Below are 17,143 nucleotides of genomic sequence, written 5' to 3'. Positions count from 1 at the left end.
TCATCATATTCTATTAAAGTGTAACATTTAGTCCAATTGAGAAAACTCTTTGTCTAGGAATTCCGTTATAATCTAATCCATTTACCTGCATTTCAGGATCTGATCCCGAATATTTGGTTATGATAAATGCGTTTTGAGCCTGGATATAAAGTCTCATTTTCTGGATATTGATTTTATTTAAAAAGTCGCGGTCTAAGCTATATCCTAACGTAAGATTATCAAACTTAATAAAGTCTCCTTTTTCAATAAATCTACTGTTGGAGACTAACGGACCATTCACTCCCGGATCATCCCCTGCTCTTAGCCTTGGAGTCCATCCGTCTCCAGGATTATCCGGACTTTGCCATCTTCCCATAATTTCTGTAGAATTGTTAACAAAATTCTGCCCCAGCAGCTCTCTTCTCGTAACGTTCATAATATAGTTTCCTCCGCTGAATCTAACCAGTGTCCCCAAATCAAAGTTATGATACCGCACAGACAGATTGAAAGCTCCAAAAAATTTTGGAATGGTATTACCCAGCAACTGGTTTTCAGGTGCTCCTCCGGTCTGAGAAAGATTACCCGGATTATCCGGATTAAAGACATAATACCCTCTGTTAGCAGAATCCAGATTAAACTGTACTAAAGAACCGTCGAGCCTGTAATACACAGGGTTTCCATTAGCAGGATTCACTCCCCAGTATTTAACACCATACAGCTGATTCATTGAATAGCCTTCTCTATGAACCCTGTAGAAGCGATCTACATTACCCCACTCATCATTTCCTGGGAAAATATCTGCTCCTCTGTATAACTGTGCGATGCTGTTGTTAATTAATGAGAGGTTCCCACCGATATTGATTTCAAAATTGTCATTTTTAACAGGTGTATAATGGGCTGAAAACTCCCAACCTTTATTTCTCGCCATCCCAATATTTGAACTATACTGATTATTAGGTACTCCTAAAGACGGATCCACAGGAACCTGTTGAATCATTTCATCAATATTGTTCACAAAATAATCTACTGTAAGCTTTAGCTTATTTTTGAAAAAGCTCATATCTGCTCCATAATCAGTCTTTTCACTTCGTTCCCATCTGAGACTGCTAACACCCATTTGAGCATATGCTAATCCGTTGGCATCTCCGTATCTGGCCGGACCGTACAAAGACATATAAGGATAGTTTCCGATATTACTATTTCCAACCCTACCGTAAGAAGCACGTAACTTTAGTTCATTGACTACAGATTTTGCTTTCTCAAAAAACTTTTCATTACTTACGTTCCATCCCAGTGAGGCTCCCGGGAAATATCCTACTCGTCCCTCCTTAGGAAGAGAAGACAATTCGTCTCTCCTTACCACCCCTTGAAAAAAATATCTTTTTCCAAAATCATAGTTAAATCGTGCTAAATAAGAGATTAAGGCAAACTCCGTTCTTTCGCCGCCGGAAAGAGGAGTCCCATAAGTTCCTGAAATCACATTGCTGCTAAAATAAGAATCTCCTAAATCCGTTCCTCCACCAAAAAAGCTATTCTGATTTTCCTTTTGATATTCATTCACTAAAGTCACCCCGATTTTATGATCTCCGAAGCTTTTATTAAAGTTGAGTATATTCTGGATATTGTACCTTTCCAAAGTCGTATTGCTATTTTGAATTCTTCCGTTACTCCCCCTTCCGTCGCCATGGAAAGCATTCCAATATAGTAAGCCTTCATTTTGAGATCTGTCAATACTCATTTGAAGTTTATAAGTAAGAGAAGGTAGAATCTTGACCTCTCCATACACATCTCCTAATACTCTCAGCGCTCTGGACTGAAGCTTATTGGTATTCATTATATACACAATATTCGGTAAGTTGTTAGCGATATATTGCGAGTTTTCTGCTCTCCCCGTAATGGTATTGGAGCCTACAATATCAATATTATAGCCAAATGGTCCATCTGCTCTGTAAATAGGAGTATTGGGTAATTGTCTTAACGAATTGGCCATTGCTCCGGAAAGAGCATTTACTCCGGAATTAAGGGCGTTATATTCTGTTCGCGTCACCCCTAAATTTGCCCCCATTTTTAACCAGTCATTTACTTCCTGGTTTACATTAAAGCGGGCTGTAAATCGTTCCATACCGTTGCTTAAAATAATTCCATCCTGCTTTGTATATCCTACAGATGCGAAATATGAACCTTTACCTAAACCGCCCTGAAGAGCAATATTATGATCTGTCTGGGTTGCTGACCTTAAAACAGCTTTTTGCCAATCTGTATTATATTCTGAACCAAAGGCCCAGGGAGACCTGCCTGCGTTGGTTCTTTTCTCATTTGAGATTGTTAAAAATTCCGGGGTTTGAAGCAGGCTAAATTGTTTTACTGCTTGAGCGACGCCGGTATAGGTGTTATACTCCAGCTGAAATCTTCCTTTTTTTCCTTTCTTGGTGGTAATAATCATTACTCCGTTAGCTGCACGGGAGCCATAAATGGCCGCTGCAGCTCCGTCCTTTAAAATTTCTACACTTTCAATATCCGCCGGATTAATATCTCCCAGTGCATTACTTGCCGCATATCCTCCGGTATCTCCGGTGAAAATGGGCATTCCATCCACTACAATCAAAGGATAAGTACCCGAGTTAAGAGAATTAATCCCCCGAATATTAATTGCAGGCGCCTGTCCTACCATTCCTGAATTGGTGGTGACACTTACTCCAGCCGCTCTTCCTGCTAATTGAGACTCAAAACTGGCAGTCACTAAACCTGCCATATCTTCTGCTTTAACCTGGGATAATGCTGCAGTAACCTCACTCTTCTTCTGGGTTCCATATCCAACTACAACCACTTCATCTATTTTCTGCTCTCGTTCAATGGTATCCTTTTTCATACCTTTAGTCTGAGCATCAACAAACTGCCCGGAAAAGAAGATCACAGCCGTTGTCAGGAGACCTAATTTTTTATTCATATCAGATGTTTTTTTACTTGCTGTAAATCTGTTAATAAAAACCAACAAATCAAACAATTAAATATCTGTAGAACAATTAATTAAAGTAGAAATATTTAATTTAAAACTCGAAAAACAAGGTCACATTACAATGAATAAAGCATTAAAAATTAAAAAAAATGATAATTTATAGACAATTGCAAGAAATAAATTAATTGTTAATTTTTTTCCTTCATGATATAAAAAGCGTGAAATACGAGAATAAAATACTTAATTAGTCATTCCTTAAAAACCAAGTAATATTTTGATTATCAGTTTTTATGCACTTATATTTCGTAAAAAATCGTTGTAAAAAATTGCAATAAATTGTATTTTTAGGATATAAAAAGTGGCAAAATGTTAGGCAAAATAAGAGAGGATTTACAGCAGAATTTATTCAAGACCAGGCTTACGGAGCTTATTAATATGGAGCATCCGGTGGTAAAATTAGCTGGGGAGATTTCCTGGGATAAAATGGAGTCAGAGTTTGAGAAATTATTTTCAGAAAACGGAAGACCTTCTATTGCTATCCGTAAAATAGCAGGAATGCTTTTGCTCAAGGAAATGTTTAAAGAAAGTGATGAAAGTGTAATAGAGAGATGGATTGAGAATGCGTATTGGCAATATTTTACCGGAGAAACCTTTTTCCAGACAGAGCAGCCTTTCGATCCGAGCAATTTTGTACACTTCAGAAAAAGAATTGGAGATAAGGGTTTGGAATTTCTTTTGGGACAAAGCGTTTCTCTCCATCCCAAAGCCAAAACAGAAGATGAAGTTCAGGTAGATACGACGGTTCAGGAGAAGAACATTACCTTTCCTACCGATGCCAAATTAGCAAAAAAAGTAATCGACAATTGTAGAAAAATAGCAGAAAAAGAGAGCGTTGTACAAAGACAAAGCTACAGAAGAGTGAGCAAACAATTATTGCGGGACGCTTTTTTTGGACATCATCCCAGAAGACAGAAGAAGGCAAAAATGGCGAGGAAAAAGCTCAGGACGATTGGTAAAAGAGTTCTTCGGGAATTGGAAAGAAAACTTCCTAAAGATGTTTTGAAAGGCTACGAAGACGTTTTTAAAATTTACCTTAAAGCACTCACCCAAGAACGTACCACGAAAGATAAAATTTACAGTCTTCACGAGCCACAAGTTGCGTGTATTGCGAAAGGAAAATCGGGAAAAGCATACGAGTTTGGGACAAAAGTAGCAGTAGTAAGAGGTCGGAAAACAGGGATCATCAGCTCGGTAAAGAGATTTTCTGGCAATCCTCACGATAGTAAAACTCTTGAAGAATCATTGGCACAGAGTGAGAGGGTAAGAAAATCCGTTGGCGGAACAAGACCTACGAAAGCCACTACAGACAGAGGATTTAAAGGAATCAAAGAAGTGGAAGGAACAGCAATTTTGCTTCCCGCAAAAAAAGAAAAAACAAAATATGGGCAACAAGTAGCCAGATTAAGATTCCGGGCAAGAGCAGCCATAGAACCTTGTATCTCTCATTTAAAAAGAAACCACTCCTTAGGATTAAACTTCCTGAAAGGAGTGGCTGGAGATATTAATAATGCATTATTAGCAGGGATTGGATACAATTTGAAGATGAGATTGAATCAAATCAAACAACAAATTCTTCTTTGGCTCGAACTTGTTCTCCGAATCTTTTTAGGCAAATATAATTTTCAAAGTCAAAAAACAGCTTTTTAAGGAGCGACTAATTAGGAAACATTAAATGAATATTTTACAAATAAATGATTCAAAAAAAGCAGTAGAAAAAGGGAATACAATTAAAAATCAGTAAACAAAAGAGTTTTCAGCATTCAAAAAAAGCATTCCAGACCTGAAATGCTTTTTATATTGATATGAAAAACCGAGTTAATTCTGACAATGATAATATCTTGCTCCTTGAAGAACCGGATTATCAAATTCTACAGAGGTTAGTCCGAAACCTTTATAGTTTTCGTTAACAGAAGTTTCCAATTGTTTACGGTGTAGTTTTTCGTAGGTATTAAAATCGATAGCTGTCCGATTTTTTAATTCTTCGAAAAGATTCCATTTTGCCACTACATTTTTCCAGTTTTCAGAAACCTTACCGGCAAAAACTTTGGATTTTGAACCGCTTCCGTACCCTAAGAATCCGATTTCCTGACCTGCTAACTCTTCATTTTCATTAAAAGAAGTCTGCAATGCAGAAAGTAAGGCCATAAAGATGGAGGCCGTATACATGTTTCCGATTTCCGAAGAAGCACGTTGAGATTTTTCAATTTTATCATTAATGAACTGAATATAATGTTCAGATTTTGCCAGCGCTTTCTGTTCTTCAGGAGTTTCAAAAGGCAATCCGTTTTCTAAACTGTAAATTTCCGTAAACACTCTTTTTCCGTGGAAAGCATAAGGAAGGTGAAAAATAAGATATTTCCACGCCTCATAAGGTTTATTTTTGCCAGTAATTTCCTGGTAATGCTGATATGCTTCTCTAATTCTGTCCTGATAGCACTGGTTGGAATACTGTCCATCAAAGACGGGCTCGTCTGTAAAAACTTCAATTTTTTCAGGGAAATTTTCCGGAGCATTTACTAAGTCTTCTTTTTTAAAATGACGTCTTGGCTTGAAAAAATCAAAAACACTTTCTGTAGCGACACCCCAATTGTTATCAATCTCAATCAGATCTGGTTTTGAAGATACCAAAACCGCAACGGCTCCACCACCTTGAGTATATTCTCCGGAAGACGCCAACTCATATTTAGCATAATCACTTGCAATGACAATCGCTTTTTTATCAGGATTTACCCTTACAAAATCCAAAGAATTGTGAAGTGCATCTACCGCCCCAATACAAGCGAACGTAAGATCTACCACATCGCAGTTTTTGAAAGCTCTTTCTCCATATTCTGCTTCCAATACTTTCTCAACCATTTGCATCGCGTAAGAAGCTGTTGGTTTCGCAGCATCCAAGGCACTTTCCGTTCCCAGATAAATTCTTGATATTTCTTTTGGATTGATATTATAGTCCTTTATTAATTTCAACAAAGCTTCCGCAGCAAACGTAGCAGCATCTTCATGCACATCGGGAAATCCCATTTTATGTAGTCCCAACCCTTTTTCCAGTTTTGCAGGTTCAATTCCTCTTTTTTCTGCTAAATCTTTTATTTCCAAATACAAAGTAGGCACAAAGTAACTTGCTGCCTCTATTCCGAACGCCATATCGTTAATTTTTATACGAATTTAAAAAATGTAAACGTTTAATCATATATGATTTTCACCAAATTTCCTGAAAATTTGTTTTAAAATTGTCGAAATGAAAAAGCACCTCTTTTCAGAAGTGCTTTTTGCTGTATGTATTTTTAATTATTTAAAATCGACAAGCGCTTTATTAATCGCATCAATCTGCTTGTTGATGCTTGCTGCGTTTTGAGGATTCTGTTTTAAAAGTTCCATCTTTTTATTCAAGCCGTCCTTTAAGATCTGGCTGATCATTATTTTTACCTGCGGATTATCTCCCATCTGGCCTTTTGACTGAACCAAAACTTTCGTCACTGCTTCCGTAGCCTTCAGATTATCTGAAGACATGATCCAGTTATATCCTTCTTCACAAGCTTTACCTAATTCCGGATTCTGGAACTTGATGAAAGGATAAAATGCTGCAAACTGAGCAATATTTGCCATTTGAGAAGTTACTTTATTTTTAACAACAATCGGAAGCATCTTTTCAATTAAAGCATCAGAAGCTCCTTCCAGATCCAGTTTATCGCCTAAAGTAGCCGCTTTAGAAGGATCTATTGCTAAAATTGCGCCCACAGAATTTCCTTTTACCGCATTGGAAACAGCATTTACTCCTTTTTCAAAAAGCGGAATGTATTTTTTATCTTTTGTCTTCGCCAAAGCCGCAATAGCTGCCGCCTGAGTTAATGTTTTCGGATCATTGGACGCTATTTTTTCAACTTCTGAACCCAATGCTTTGAGCTGCTCAGGGTTTGATAAATCCATTAATTCCAAAGCTTTAATTCGTACTCTGAAATAAGGATCTTTCAATGCTGAGGCCAGTAATTTGGTCGCAGCCGGACTTTTACCCACCTGATCTTTAATTCCGTTCAAAGCATTATATCTGCTTTTAAATTCTTTAGAACCTGTGAATTGCATCAAATATTGCTCAGGCGTTTTGGTATCGGTAACCTCTGCAACCAATACTCCATCTGCATTGATATTGACTAAATCTGCATTTTTAGAAACATCAAAATTAAACGTATTCGCGCTTTCAGCTTTGACCCAAACAGTATATCTTTTAGGCTTTCCATTATCATAAACATCGATGGACAAAGGAAATTCAAATGGCTGTTCCTGACTTTGATTAATCGTGACCGCGATTTGTTTTTTTACCGGCTCAAAAGTATAAGAATAACTGATCTTTGGATTTCCGCTTCCGAAATACCACTGATTGAAGAACCAGTTCAGGTCTTTACCGGAAACTTTCTCGAAAGATAATCTTAACTGATGTGCTTCTGCATTTTGGAATTCATTGGTTTTTAAATAATCCTGCATTCCGGCAAAGAAAGCATCATCACCCAAGTAATTTCTCAACATGTGAAGAATTCCGCCTCCTTTTTGATACGTCACCAGATCGAAAACATCTTCACGGGAATCATATCCAAATCTTACCAGATTTTTCCTGAAATCGGATGGATTGTGAAGATATCTGTTTACATCTTCCATTTGATGATAATCTGCCTGATCTTTTCCGTATTTATATTCGTTCCAAAGGTATTCTGAATAGTTAGCAAAAGATTCGTTTACCGTCAGGTTGCTCCAGCTTTCTGCCGTCACCAAATCTCCAAACCAGTGGTGGAATAATTCGTGAGCAATCGTATCTTCCCACTTATTTTCATCAATCAGCTGTCCCGGTTTCTGCAAAATATCGCTTCCGTGCAGGGTTGCCGTAGTATTTTCCATCGCACCACTTACATAATCTCTTCCTGAAATCTGTGCATATTTAGCCCAAGGATAATCGTAGCCCATTTTTTTAGAGAAAAACTCGATCATTTCGGGAGTATTTCCGTAGATCTGTTTTGCATAAGGCTCATATTCTTTCTCGATATAATAATCAACCGGAATATTTCTCCATTTATCTTTTACAATTGCATATTCTCCAACGCCCATAAAGAAAAGGTAGGTTGAATGTCTTTTATCCATCACCCAATGGTCGGTTCTCAATCCGTTAGACTCTTTTTGAGAATCTTTCATAATACCATTCGAAAGTGTGACATATTTATCAGGCACCGTCATGTAAATTTCCTGAGTGGTCTTTTGATTTGGCTTGTCGATCGTTGGAAACCATGCAGAAGAAGATTCTGTTTCGCCTTGAGTCCAGATCTGAGTTGGCATATCCGGATCTTTTCCCTGAGCATTAATGAAATACAAACCTTTAGCATCATTAATGGCAGCACTTCCTTGCTGTTTCACCTCGTTCGGACGGGAAGTATATTTGATATAAACCGTATAATCCTGATTTTTCTGATAGGTCTTGTCTAAAGTAATTTTTAAAACATCATCCTTATAATCATATTTTAAGGTAGATTTTTTACCATTGTTATCCAAAGCTACCTCATGAATCAGCATTCCTTTTGCATCCAACGTTAATTCATTGGTTGGATAAAAATAAGGTGAAGCCGTTAACCATTCTTCCCCATTCATTTGTTCCTTCTGATAATCGAAATTTACTTTCAGCTTGGTATGTTTCAGTTCCATTACTTTGGTGTGTGTGGCTCTGTATACTTTTTCTCTTCCCGAAGTTTCGGTTTGTGCCGAAATCGTTGCAGAAAAGAAAATTCCGCCCAAAATAGCAATCGATAAAATGGCTTTTTTCATATTTATTTATTAAATATATTTAGAATTATTTTTTTGTTAAGATATCAAAAATATCGTTTACCAACGTTTCATAATCTCCTTTTTTGAACTGTTCTTTCGTTTTGGCAAACGCTTTTTTCAATTCGCTTTCAGGATTTTCTTCGTCGATAATTTCTATTGAATCAATGCCTTTGATCTGAAGTAAAACTTCCTTCAGCTTTTCAGCATCAAAATTTTCTTCGATATTAATTTTTAATGATTTCATTTTATTCTTTTTTAAAGGTAAACTGATTTTTGCCCTGAGCAAAATCCAGCGTATTTTTTTCGGGATTAAATTTAATCTTTATTCCCGCCATATCAAATTTAAATTCGTTTTCAGAAACTGCTTCTAAAGAAAAAGCGCCCTGCCCCATCGCCTGCGCTTTTAGTGCTCCGTTTTCTAAAAATATTTTAATGGCTAAAGGAAAGTCTTTCGTTACATAGTTTCCTTCGTACTTTTTCAGAATGTCCGTTGATACGGCAACGTCTTTAAACTCCGGTATTTCAAAATTCTGTCCAAGAGCTGCCTGTATCATTTTGATAGAAATATCATTATTGTTATAATTCGACTGATTGGTGATAAAACTTATTGCTACATGAAGATCCGGAAAATAATACAAAACCGACCTGAACTGATCAATTCCTCCATTATGCCCAAATCCCCAACTCGCTCCGAAAGGAACTTTTGTCACTCCAAAACCATAATTATCCACATAATTTTTCATTTCTTTCAGACTTTTTTGGGTAATCAGCTTTCCATTTTGAAGCCCTATGATGAATTTCAACAGTTCCGTAGGTGTAGAAATAATATTTCCGGCTCCTATAGGGATACTCATATCCGTTTCTGTTGATTTCATGTACTTTTCATTCTCATAATTATAGGAAAAAGCTTGATTTTTCGCGGGATCAATTTTACCTCCAACTTCTGTACGGGTCAATTCCAAAGGTCTTGCGATCTTATCCTGAATAAGGTCTGCATAGCTTTTTTTATAAATTTTTTCTACAATAAATCCAAGAAGGATATAATTGGAATTGCTGTACTCGAATTTTGTGCCCGGTTCGAAATCATTTTTATAGCTTTTGATAATGCGGACAAGCTCTTGTGTCGTTTGTGGCTTTTCAAAATAAGCGCTATACTCTTTTTCATCGGTAAGATTGTGAATCCCACTTCTATGCTGTAATAACTGTTCAATTGAAATTTTATCAGCATTTTCTATTTCCGGAAAAAATTGAGATAATTTGGTGTTTAAACTCAGTTTTTTATCTTCAACCGCTTTCATAACCAACACAGCAGTAAATGTTTTTGAGATAGAACCCACCCGATATTGTGTATTCATATTGGCTTTCTGCTGATTGTCAACATCTGAAAATCCTGTGACTTTCAGAAAGGTAGGTTGATCTTTATCAGCAAAAGCAAAACTCCCCATTACCTTGTGGTGTACCATTAAAGAGTCCAGATAATTCCCTAATTTTTCTCTGGCTGTATTTTGCGAAAAAGCAATAGAAGAAACCACCAATGCCGCTACTATCGAAATTTTTTTGATCATAATTTATTTTAGCAATAGGTTGAAAAATAAGAGGAAAAGTTACAAAAAAAGTGAAGTCTACAAACTTCACACTTAATATATTATCAGGGCAAACGCATGAAATAATAATTTATAGTAGTTGTCATTTTCAATAGAAATGGACTAAACTCCATTTCAGTTAAGGAGTTACTTTAGTCAAAAATTAAGTAGGTTCTTCTATTCGACTTAGAATCAAAATGATGAGTTTTAAAAATGTGTTAATATTATTTCAAAAACTCATTGAGTTTAACGCAAAGTTTTTATTCAAATGATTTGAATACTTTAAGTGAGCAAAGAAGAATCAACAAAGTTGATTTGATGAAGCGATCGCTCTAGCCGTACAGCTTTATAAGTGGATTTACCGCTTTTCTTGGCTATCTTAAAATAAAATACACAATTGGTAAAATCTTTGCATTTACTATTTTCGTGCGTTTGACGTAATATTATGGCTTTAAAAGTTTTCTTAAATTTTGAGTACTACCTTTAGAATGCCAAAATGCAATAACTTGTACTTTATGATCGTTTGTTTTTTTTATAAAAAATCTTTACCTGTTTTTTTGCAATTAGCATAAACCTTATTTCAGACCCTTTCAGGTAGTACTGATGTGTAATTAAATTTTCATCAATAGTTTGTTCAAACTTAAAAATATCATTTTTTAAATTATCAATTTCCTTAGAGGTCCATTTGTATTCCAAAAAATCAATAATCTCATTCAACGTTTCCAGTGCTGTTTCTGAGTAGATTATTTTCATTACTTCCTTTGAAATATCGAATCAATTAATTCTTTAGAATGCTCAAAATATCTACCTTCTTTAAAGTCATTTTCACTCTGTTCAATTATCTTTTTAAACACGTCTGAATTTTCAATCTCTTCCCAGGAATATGTTTTTTCATTTTCAGAAATCTCAATATGATTGATCCCTTTTATTTGTGATAAAAGTTTCTTTATAAAAGCAATATCTGCATATTCGTCTAAACTGATTTTAATTTCCATACGATTTGAATTTTAAATCAAAGTTAATGAAATATTTGAGTAAATACTTATAGAAGTTAAATGGCAACAGGCGCTTTAATTCCCGGATGCGGATCATAATTTTCCAGCTTAAAATCTTCAAAGTTAAAATCGAAAATATCCTTAACTTCCGGATTCAGCTTCATTGTAGGAAGCGGTCGGGTTTCTCTTGAAAGTTGTCTGTTTACCTGTTCAAAATGGTTGTTGTAAATATGAACATCACCAAAACTGTGTACATAATCGCCTACTTCAAGATCGCAAACCTGAGCTACCATCATCAATAATAACGCGTAACTCGCAATATTAAACGGAACGCCTAAGAAAACATCCGCACTTCTCTGATAGAGTTGAAGCGATAATTTTCCATCTGCCACATAAAACTGAAACAGGGCATGACAAGGTGCTAACGCCATATTAGGAATTTCAGCGACATTCCATGCAGAAACGATCAGTCTTCGGGAATCCGGATTTTTTTTGATCTGATCGATCACATCGGTAATCTGATCTACGATTTTCCCATCTGCACCATTCCAACTTCTCCACTGAGCGCCATATACCGGTCCTAAATCTCCGTTTTCATCTGCCCATTCATCCCAGATCGAAACTCCGTTGTCTTTTAAATATTTAATGTTTGTATCTCCTTTCAGGAACCAAAGCAATTCGTAAATAATAGATTTCAAATGCACTTTTTTAGTCGTCACCAACGGAAAACCTTTCGAAAGATCATATCTCAGCTGATACCCGAAAACACTTCTTGTTCCTGTTCCCGTTCTATCTGTTTTGTCTGTTCCGTTATCTAAAATATGCTGTAAAAGGTCTAAGTAATTCTGCATGTTGAAAAGTGATTTTTATGGCTCAAAGTTAGAAAAATCTTAATGATTTTTAGTTATCATAAGGTATAAAAAAAAGCACTCATCAAGATGAATGCTTTCAGAAATTTATTGTAATTTTCTTTTTATTTCAAAACAAAAGATGGTTAAACTGCGGTGTAACCTCCGTCAACAAGATAATAACCTCCTGTGATGAAAGAAGATTTTTCAGAACTTAAAAATAATACCAATTCTGCCACTTCTTCAGATTTCCCTAATCTGCCGATCGGATGTTTTGCAATCAGTGCATCCTTTACGTCTCCACTTGTGCTTTCTAATAAAGGAGTATCTATATAACCGGGTCCTACGGCATTACAACGAATACCTTTTTGCCCATATTCTGCTCCGATATTTTTTGAAAGTCCTACCACCGCGTGTTTTGCAGCAGTATAGGCGGAAGACATCGGAGCGGCAACCGTTCCGTGGATGGAAGCCATGTTTACAATTACTCCTCCTCCGTTCTGCTCCATTTGTTCGATGGCATATTTACATCCGTAGAATACTCCATCGAGGTTAATGTTTAAAACTCTTCTCCAGCTTTCAAGACTGTAATCTCCGGTAAGGGCTGCTTCGCCACCAATTCCTGCATTATTACAGATAATATCTAGTTTACCATAGATTTTTGCGGTTTCTTTTACCAAAGCTTCCACTTCGGTTGGGTTTGAGGTATCTGCCTTTATGAAAGAAGCTTCGCCCCCATTCGCTTTAATCTGTTCCACAGCCTGGTTTCCATGTTCTTCATTGATGTCTGATACCACTACTTTTGCTCCTTCTTTCGCATAGCTGAAAGCAACGGCTAAGCCAATTCCGGAACCTCCTCCGGTAACAATAGCCACTTTATTCTCTAAAATTCCCATATTGATAAAATTTTATAAAATTTATTATTAAATATTTACCTCTAATCTACGAATTTAAACTACCATTGTTTCGTTACAAAGCAATAAAGTTTTCTTAATTTTTAAGATATAAAAAGTTAAAAAAATTAAAGCACAACGACATTTAGTTCTTTAGAATTTCCGTTAATAGATTTCAACTTACCGAATTTTTCTTTATCAAAAATTTTATCATTCCAGTAATCCAGGCTCACCGGACCAAATTTTATCAGCTTTTGAAATGTACTGTCATCAATAATATCCTTCAGACCATATTGTATTGAAATATTTCCAATTGATTTTAACTTACCAAATCGACTGTTATCAATGATATCTTTTGGATAATAATCAACAGTTAAATTTCCGATAGATTTTACTTTTCCTGTTTTCTCCTGATCAAAATTAACAGAATCCCAATAGTCTATTTTCACATTTCCAATGCTTTTAATTTTTCCGTATTTCGGATCATCCTTGCTCATAGAATCCCAATAATCAACGGATAATCCGCCGATATTTTTTATTTTTCCGGCTCTGTATGCATTGAAAATAGAAGTATCATAATAATCTGTCGTTCCATTAGAAATATCCGGATAAAATCTCTGAATTTCGCCGTCACCATTTAGAATAATTGTTAAATTATCCACAGTTATATCCACCGTTTCGATCGTGTAGCTCATCCCTGAAATCGTAGCTTTAATCTGAGCATTCACGAAAAAATTAAATAGTAAAAAAGCAAATAGAAGTAAATTTTTAATTTTCATGGTCGTCATTTTACCAAATACACTCCACCTTCTGATGAATCGTATTAATGGTAAAGGTATCTCCCATTTTCTTGCCAAACATTGCTTTAACAAGTGGAGATTCAATAGAAACAGTCATAATTTTATGCTTGTCTAATATAATTTCCCCCATTGATATCGAAATGTAGAATAAACCTTTATCTGTTTTCACCAAAGCACCTGTCTGAACCTTATCGCACGGTTCTGAACTTATTTTCTGAACAATACTTTGTTGATTTAGCGTTTCATTCAATTGCCTCTGAAGATTATTGATTTCCTGCTGAAGCATCTCACGACCGGTTTCATATTTATCACCCATTGAGCTTTTAGTATCATTATTCGACGCTCTTGTTTCAGCGATGAGATTTTCGAAATTCTGAATTTTCTCTGAAATCTTTAGTTTTATAGTGTTTAGTAATTCTTCTTTATTCATGATAGACTAACCTATTGTAAATCTAAAAGCGGACAAAAGCCCGCTTTAGTATTGATATTTTTATTTTAAGAGCCTGTTTAAAATTTTACCGTTTTATTTATTATCCTTAATGAAGTTGATCTTTGCTCAATTTTGATGCTCTTTTGAGCGTATTTTTCACTTCCTATTTTTGATTTAGCCCGCTAAATCTGCAAACACGAAGCAAAAAATCCATCTCAAAATAGCTATAAAAATTTTTGGCAATAAAATGTAAACAGCCTCTAAAGATAAAAAATTTCCTGTAATGAGCTATTTTTCAAAAACAGCATAATCTCCAGGTTTGAAACTGAAATTTTTACCGTTATCAAAGTTTCTGTTTACCTTTTCAAATACATTTCTAAAAGTTCCGGATACATTCTGATCTTCAATATTGAAATTCACGGCCTCTTTTGACATATTTAAAACAACCAAAACTTCATCTTTCCCATTCTTTCTCAGGTAAGCCAAAATTTTATCGTTTGCCGAAGTATTTAGCAAATGTGTTCCAACATTTTTATCACCACCTCTCAATGCAGGGTTGGAAGCTTTTAAGTTTAGTAAAGTTCTGTAAAAATCTGCATTTTGATACGTGTTGGTCCATTTAATGACATCTTTTTCAAAAAATTCCAGACGTTTCATGTTTGGTAATTCCTGACCTGAATATAATAACGGAACTCCATTCCACGTCGCTGAAAAAACAGCCATTGGTTTCGTGGTCACGCCATACTTTTCATATTCCGTTCCGTTCCATGAATTTTCGTCGTGGTTGGAAGTAAACCAAGCTCTCATGGAGCCATCGCCAATATTAGAATACTGTACCAATAAGTCTTTTAATCCTTGAAGCGGTTCATTCTTTTTATAATAATCTGCAGATTTGTGCATCCATTTCCATGAATAACTTGCATCGAAAACTTTTCCGTATTCTGGGCTTTCGATTTCATCAAATTCGCCTAACCAGAAAAGTGGCTTTACCTTTTCAACTTCCGGGCGAGCCTGTTCCCAGAAATCGACCTCAACCCAAGAAGCCAAATCGCAACGGAAACCATCGATATTGGTTTCTTTTACCCAATATTTCATAGCATCAATCATAGCTAGACGCATTTCCTGATTTTTGTAATCCAGTTCGATAATATCATCCATTCCTGAAGCTTTATGGAAACTTCCATCGGCATCTTTTAAATAAAATTCGGGATGAGTTTTTGTCCAGACATGATCCCAACCCGTATGGTTTGCCACCCAATCGATGATTACTTTAAATCCCAATCTGTGAGCTTCGTTCACCATGTGCTTAAAGTCATCTAAAGTTCCAAATTCGGGGTTGATGGATGTATAATCTGATGCTGCATAAGGACTTCCCATGCTGCCTTTTTTATTTTCCTGAGCAATCGGAGTGATTGGCATAAACCAAAGGGTTTTCACGCCCATTGATTTCAGTCTTGGCATTTCTTTTTCAAATGCCTTGAAAGTTCCTTCCTGTGTATATTGTCTTACGTTGACTTCGTAAATATTGGTATTGTGTTTCCAGTCTTTTGGCAAATCCGTCATATTTTTTTTTGTGTTTTGTGTGGTACAGGAAACAATTCCCAGACCAATTACCGCTAATAAAATTAATTTTTTCATTAATTCATTTTCAACAAAAATAGGAAATGTGGCTGAAAGAAGGTGCCCGCTTGGGAATGAATTTATATTTTAAAATAAAAAAAGTGGATCGAGCACAAAACGTGGGGATTTGCTAAAAAGTGTAGATCTCTTAAAAATTAAAACAGAAGTTTGATTTTTATTTCCCCAGTATTTCAAAGATTTTAGCATCATAATTTGAGAACTCAGCAAAATTCATCATCATTTAATCTCACACAAACCTTCAAGGTTTAGAACTCTAAATGGAATGAAGGATTCAAAAAAAATAAAAGCGAACCGAAGTCCGCTGATGTATTAAAATGGAAAGATTGGGCAGATTATGGATTCGTTGAAAAAATAGAACCATTCGCAATTAATGCTCTTCTGTTCATTTTCAGAATATCTCTTACCCATTCTGCAAAATCTTCCGGTTGAAGAACTTTATCAGGATTTCCATCTGTTAAACCTCCCTGAATAGACATATCCGAAGCAATTGTACTCGGCGTTAACGTAATTACTCTGATATTTTGTTTTCTCCATTCCGCCATCATCGACTGAGATAAAGAAACAACTGCTGCTTTTGAAGCCGCATACGCTGACATATTCGGTCCGCCTTTCAAACCTGCTGTAGAAGCTACGTTTACAATATCCCCTTCGCCTTTTTCTTTCATGAAAGGATGAACTGCTTTAGCTGCATAATACACCCCGAAAAGATTTGTTTTAATTACCTGCTCCCAAGTTTCAGAAGGCATATCTTCGATGGAACCGAAATCACCGATTCCTGCGTTATTGATTAAAATATCTATCCCACCTAAAGTCTCTGCCAATGCGTTGATACCAGCCGTTACCTGAATCTCGTTATCTACAGAAAAAACGGCATAAGCAGCCTTTACCCCCAGTTTCTGGATCTCATCAACCGTCATTTTAAGGTTTTCTTCATTTCTTCCCGTAATCCCTACATTAACCCCTTCATTAGCCAATACCAAAGCTACCGCTTTACCAAGCCCTCTTCCGCCACCGGTAATGATGGCGTTTTTTCCGTTTATATTCATGTTGATCGTATTTTTTATATGTGTTCGGCAAATTTACGAAAGATAAATGGAAAGGCTACCCTGATTGGATGTCCTATTTTATATGAATTCGGAGAAAAAAGTCAGCTTAA

14 protein-coding genes are annotated in these 17,143 nt (G+C 35.9%); 1 reads left to right on the top strand and 13 read right to left on the bottom strand.

Features of this window, described 5'->3' with window-relative positions:
• Positions 1–13: 13 nt before the first annotated feature.
• Positions 14–2,926 (bottom strand): SusC/RagA family TonB-linked outer membrane protein, encoded by a 2,913-nt coding sequence (locus VUJ46_RS21235; RefSeq protein WP_326982655.1) that lies wholly within the window; start codon positions 2,924–2,926, stop codon positions 14–16.
• A 375-nt stretch (positions 2,927–3,301) separates the two neighbouring features.
• Here VUJ46_RS21235 and VUJ46_RS21230 point away from each other — a divergent pair, with 375 nt between their 5' ends.
• On the top strand, positions 3,302–4,642 hold the full coding sequence (locus VUJ46_RS21230; RefSeq protein WP_326981209.1) for an IS5 family transposase: 1,341 nt from the start codon (positions 3,302–3,304) through the stop codon (positions 4,640–4,642).
• Between the two features lie 168 nt (positions 4,643–4,810).
• On the opposite strand, the gene VUJ46_RS21225 is transcribed toward VUJ46_RS21230, so the two are convergent.
• The 12 genes from VUJ46_RS21225 to VUJ46_RS21170 form a co-directional block, all read right to left on the bottom strand.
• Positions 4,811–6,139 carry a hydroxymethylglutaryl-CoA synthase family protein gene (locus VUJ46_RS21225; RefSeq protein ID WP_326982654.1) on the bottom strand — a complete coding sequence of 443 codons (1,329 nt, stop codon included), beginning with the start codon at positions 6,137–6,139 and terminating at the stop codon, positions 4,811–4,813.
• A 144-nt stretch (positions 6,140–6,283) separates the two neighbouring features.
• Positions 6,284–8,797, bottom strand: a complete 2,514-nt coding sequence (locus VUJ46_RS21220) for a M1 family metallopeptidase (RefSeq protein ID WP_326982653.1) — start codon at positions 8,795–8,797, stop codon at positions 6,284–6,286.
• A gap of 25 nt (positions 8,798–8,822) precedes the next feature.
• Positions 8,823–9,041 (bottom strand): hypothetical protein, encoded by a 219-nt coding sequence (locus VUJ46_RS21215; protein WP_326982652.1) that lies wholly within the window; start codon positions 9,039–9,041, stop codon positions 8,823–8,825.
• 1 nt (position 9,042) lies between these two features.
• Positions 9,043–10,362: a serine hydrolase domain-containing protein gene (locus VUJ46_RS21210; protein WP_326982651.1), complete on the bottom strand. Its 1,320-nt coding sequence runs from the start codon at positions 10,360–10,362 to the stop codon at positions 9,043–9,045.
• A 531-nt stretch (positions 10,363–10,893) separates the two neighbouring features.
• Positions 10,894–11,133, bottom strand: a complete 240-nt coding sequence (locus tag VUJ46_RS21205; RefSeq protein ID WP_326982650.1) for a hypothetical protein — start codon at positions 11,131–11,133, stop codon at positions 10,894–10,896.
• Positions 11,133–11,375 carry a hypothetical protein gene (locus tag VUJ46_RS21200; protein ID WP_326982649.1) on the bottom strand — a complete coding sequence of 81 codons (243 nt, stop codon included), beginning with the start codon at positions 11,373–11,375 and terminating at the stop codon, positions 11,133–11,135. Before VUJ46_RS21200 ends, VUJ46_RS21205 begins: the two co-directional genes overlap by 1 nt.
• Before the next feature lie 56 nt (positions 11,376–11,431).
• Complete coding sequence (locus VUJ46_RS21195) at positions 11,432–12,226, bottom strand: thymidylate synthase (RefSeq protein ID WP_326982648.1); 795 nt, start codon at positions 12,224–12,226, stop codon at positions 11,432–11,434.
• A 143-nt stretch (positions 12,227–12,369) separates the two neighbouring features.
• Positions 12,370–13,119, bottom strand: a complete 750-nt coding sequence (locus VUJ46_RS21190) for an SDR family NAD(P)-dependent oxidoreductase (protein WP_326982647.1) — start codon at positions 13,117–13,119, stop codon at positions 12,370–12,372.
• 125 nt (positions 13,120–13,244) lie between these two features.
• Positions 13,245–13,895 carry a hypothetical protein gene (locus VUJ46_RS21185; protein WP_326982646.1) on the bottom strand — a complete coding sequence of 217 codons (651 nt, stop codon included), beginning with the start codon at positions 13,893–13,895 and terminating at the stop codon, positions 13,245–13,247.
• Between the two features lie 10 nt (positions 13,896–13,905).
• On the bottom strand, positions 13,906–14,346 hold the full coding sequence (locus VUJ46_RS21180; protein WP_326982645.1) for a hypothetical protein: 441 nt from the start codon (positions 14,344–14,346) through the stop codon (positions 13,906–13,908).
• Between the two features lie 288 nt (positions 14,347–14,634).
• Positions 14,635–15,984, bottom strand: a complete 1,350-nt coding sequence (locus VUJ46_RS21175) for an alpha-amylase family glycosyl hydrolase (RefSeq protein WP_326982644.1) — start codon at positions 15,982–15,984, stop codon at positions 14,635–14,637.
• A gap of 335 nt (positions 15,985–16,319) precedes the next feature.
• Positions 16,320–17,033 carry a 3-ketoacyl-ACP reductase gene (locus tag VUJ46_RS21170; RefSeq protein ID WP_326982643.1) on the bottom strand — a complete coding sequence of 238 codons (714 nt, stop codon included), beginning with the start codon at positions 17,031–17,033 and terminating at the stop codon, positions 16,320–16,322.
• Positions 17,034–17,143: the final 110 nt, after the last annotated feature.

The sequence above is a fragment of the Chryseobacterium sp. MYb264 genome (assembly GCF_035974275.1).
Classification (GTDB): domain Bacteria; phylum Bacteroidota; class Bacteroidia; order Flavobacteriales; family Weeksellaceae; genus Chryseobacterium.
This window is presented reverse-complemented; position numbering and strand designations above follow the sequence as displayed.

Coding starts and splice junctions, on each gene's coding strand:
- VUJ46_RS21210 (WP_326982651.1), bottom strand. CDS start 10,362: ATGATCAAAAAAATTTCGATAGTAGCGGCATTGGTGGTTTCTTCTATT.
- VUJ46_RS21205 (WP_326982650.1), bottom strand. CDS start 11,133: ATGAAAATAATCTACTCAGAAACAGCACTGGAAACGTTGAATGAGATT.
- VUJ46_RS21175 (WP_326982644.1), bottom strand. CDS start 15,984: ATGAAAAAATTAATTTTATTAGCGGTAATTGGTCTGGGAATTGTTTCC.
- VUJ46_RS21195 (WP_326982648.1), bottom strand. CDS start 12,226: ATGCAGAATTACTTAGACCTTTTACAGCATATTTTAGATAACGGAACA.
- VUJ46_RS21235 (WP_326982655.1), bottom strand. CDS start 2,926: ATGAATAAAAAATTAGGTCTCCTGACAACGGCTGTGATCTTCTTTTCC.
- VUJ46_RS21230 (WP_326981209.1), top strand. CDS start 3,302: ATGTTAGGCAAAATAAGAGAGGATTTACAGCAGAATTTATTCAAGACC.
- VUJ46_RS21200 (WP_326982649.1), bottom strand. CDS start 11,375: ATGGAAATTAAAATCAGTTTAGACGAATATGCAGATATTGCTTTTATA.
- VUJ46_RS21180 (WP_326982645.1), bottom strand. CDS start 14,346: ATGAATAAAGAAGAATTACTAAACACTATAAAACTAAAGATTTCAGAG.
- VUJ46_RS21225 (WP_326982654.1), bottom strand. CDS start 6,139: ATGGCGTTCGGAATAGAGGCAGCAAGTTACTTTGTGCCTACTTTGTAT.
- VUJ46_RS21220 (WP_326982653.1), bottom strand. CDS start 8,797: ATGAAAAAAGCCATTTTATCGATTGCTATTTTGGGCGGAATTTTCTTT.
- VUJ46_RS21190 (WP_326982647.1), bottom strand. CDS start 13,119: ATGGGAATTTTAGAGAATAAAGTGGCTATTGTTACCGGAGGAGGTTCC.
- VUJ46_RS21215 (WP_326982652.1), bottom strand. CDS start 9,041: ATGAAATCATTAAAAATTAATATCGAAGAAAATTTTGATGCTGAAAAG.
- VUJ46_RS21170 (WP_326982643.1), bottom strand. CDS start 17,033: ATGAATATAAACGGAAAAAACGCCATCATTACCGGTGGCGGAAGAGGG.
- VUJ46_RS21185 (WP_326982646.1), bottom strand. CDS start 13,895: ATGAAAATTAAAAATTTACTTCTATTTGCTTTTTTACTATTTAATTTT.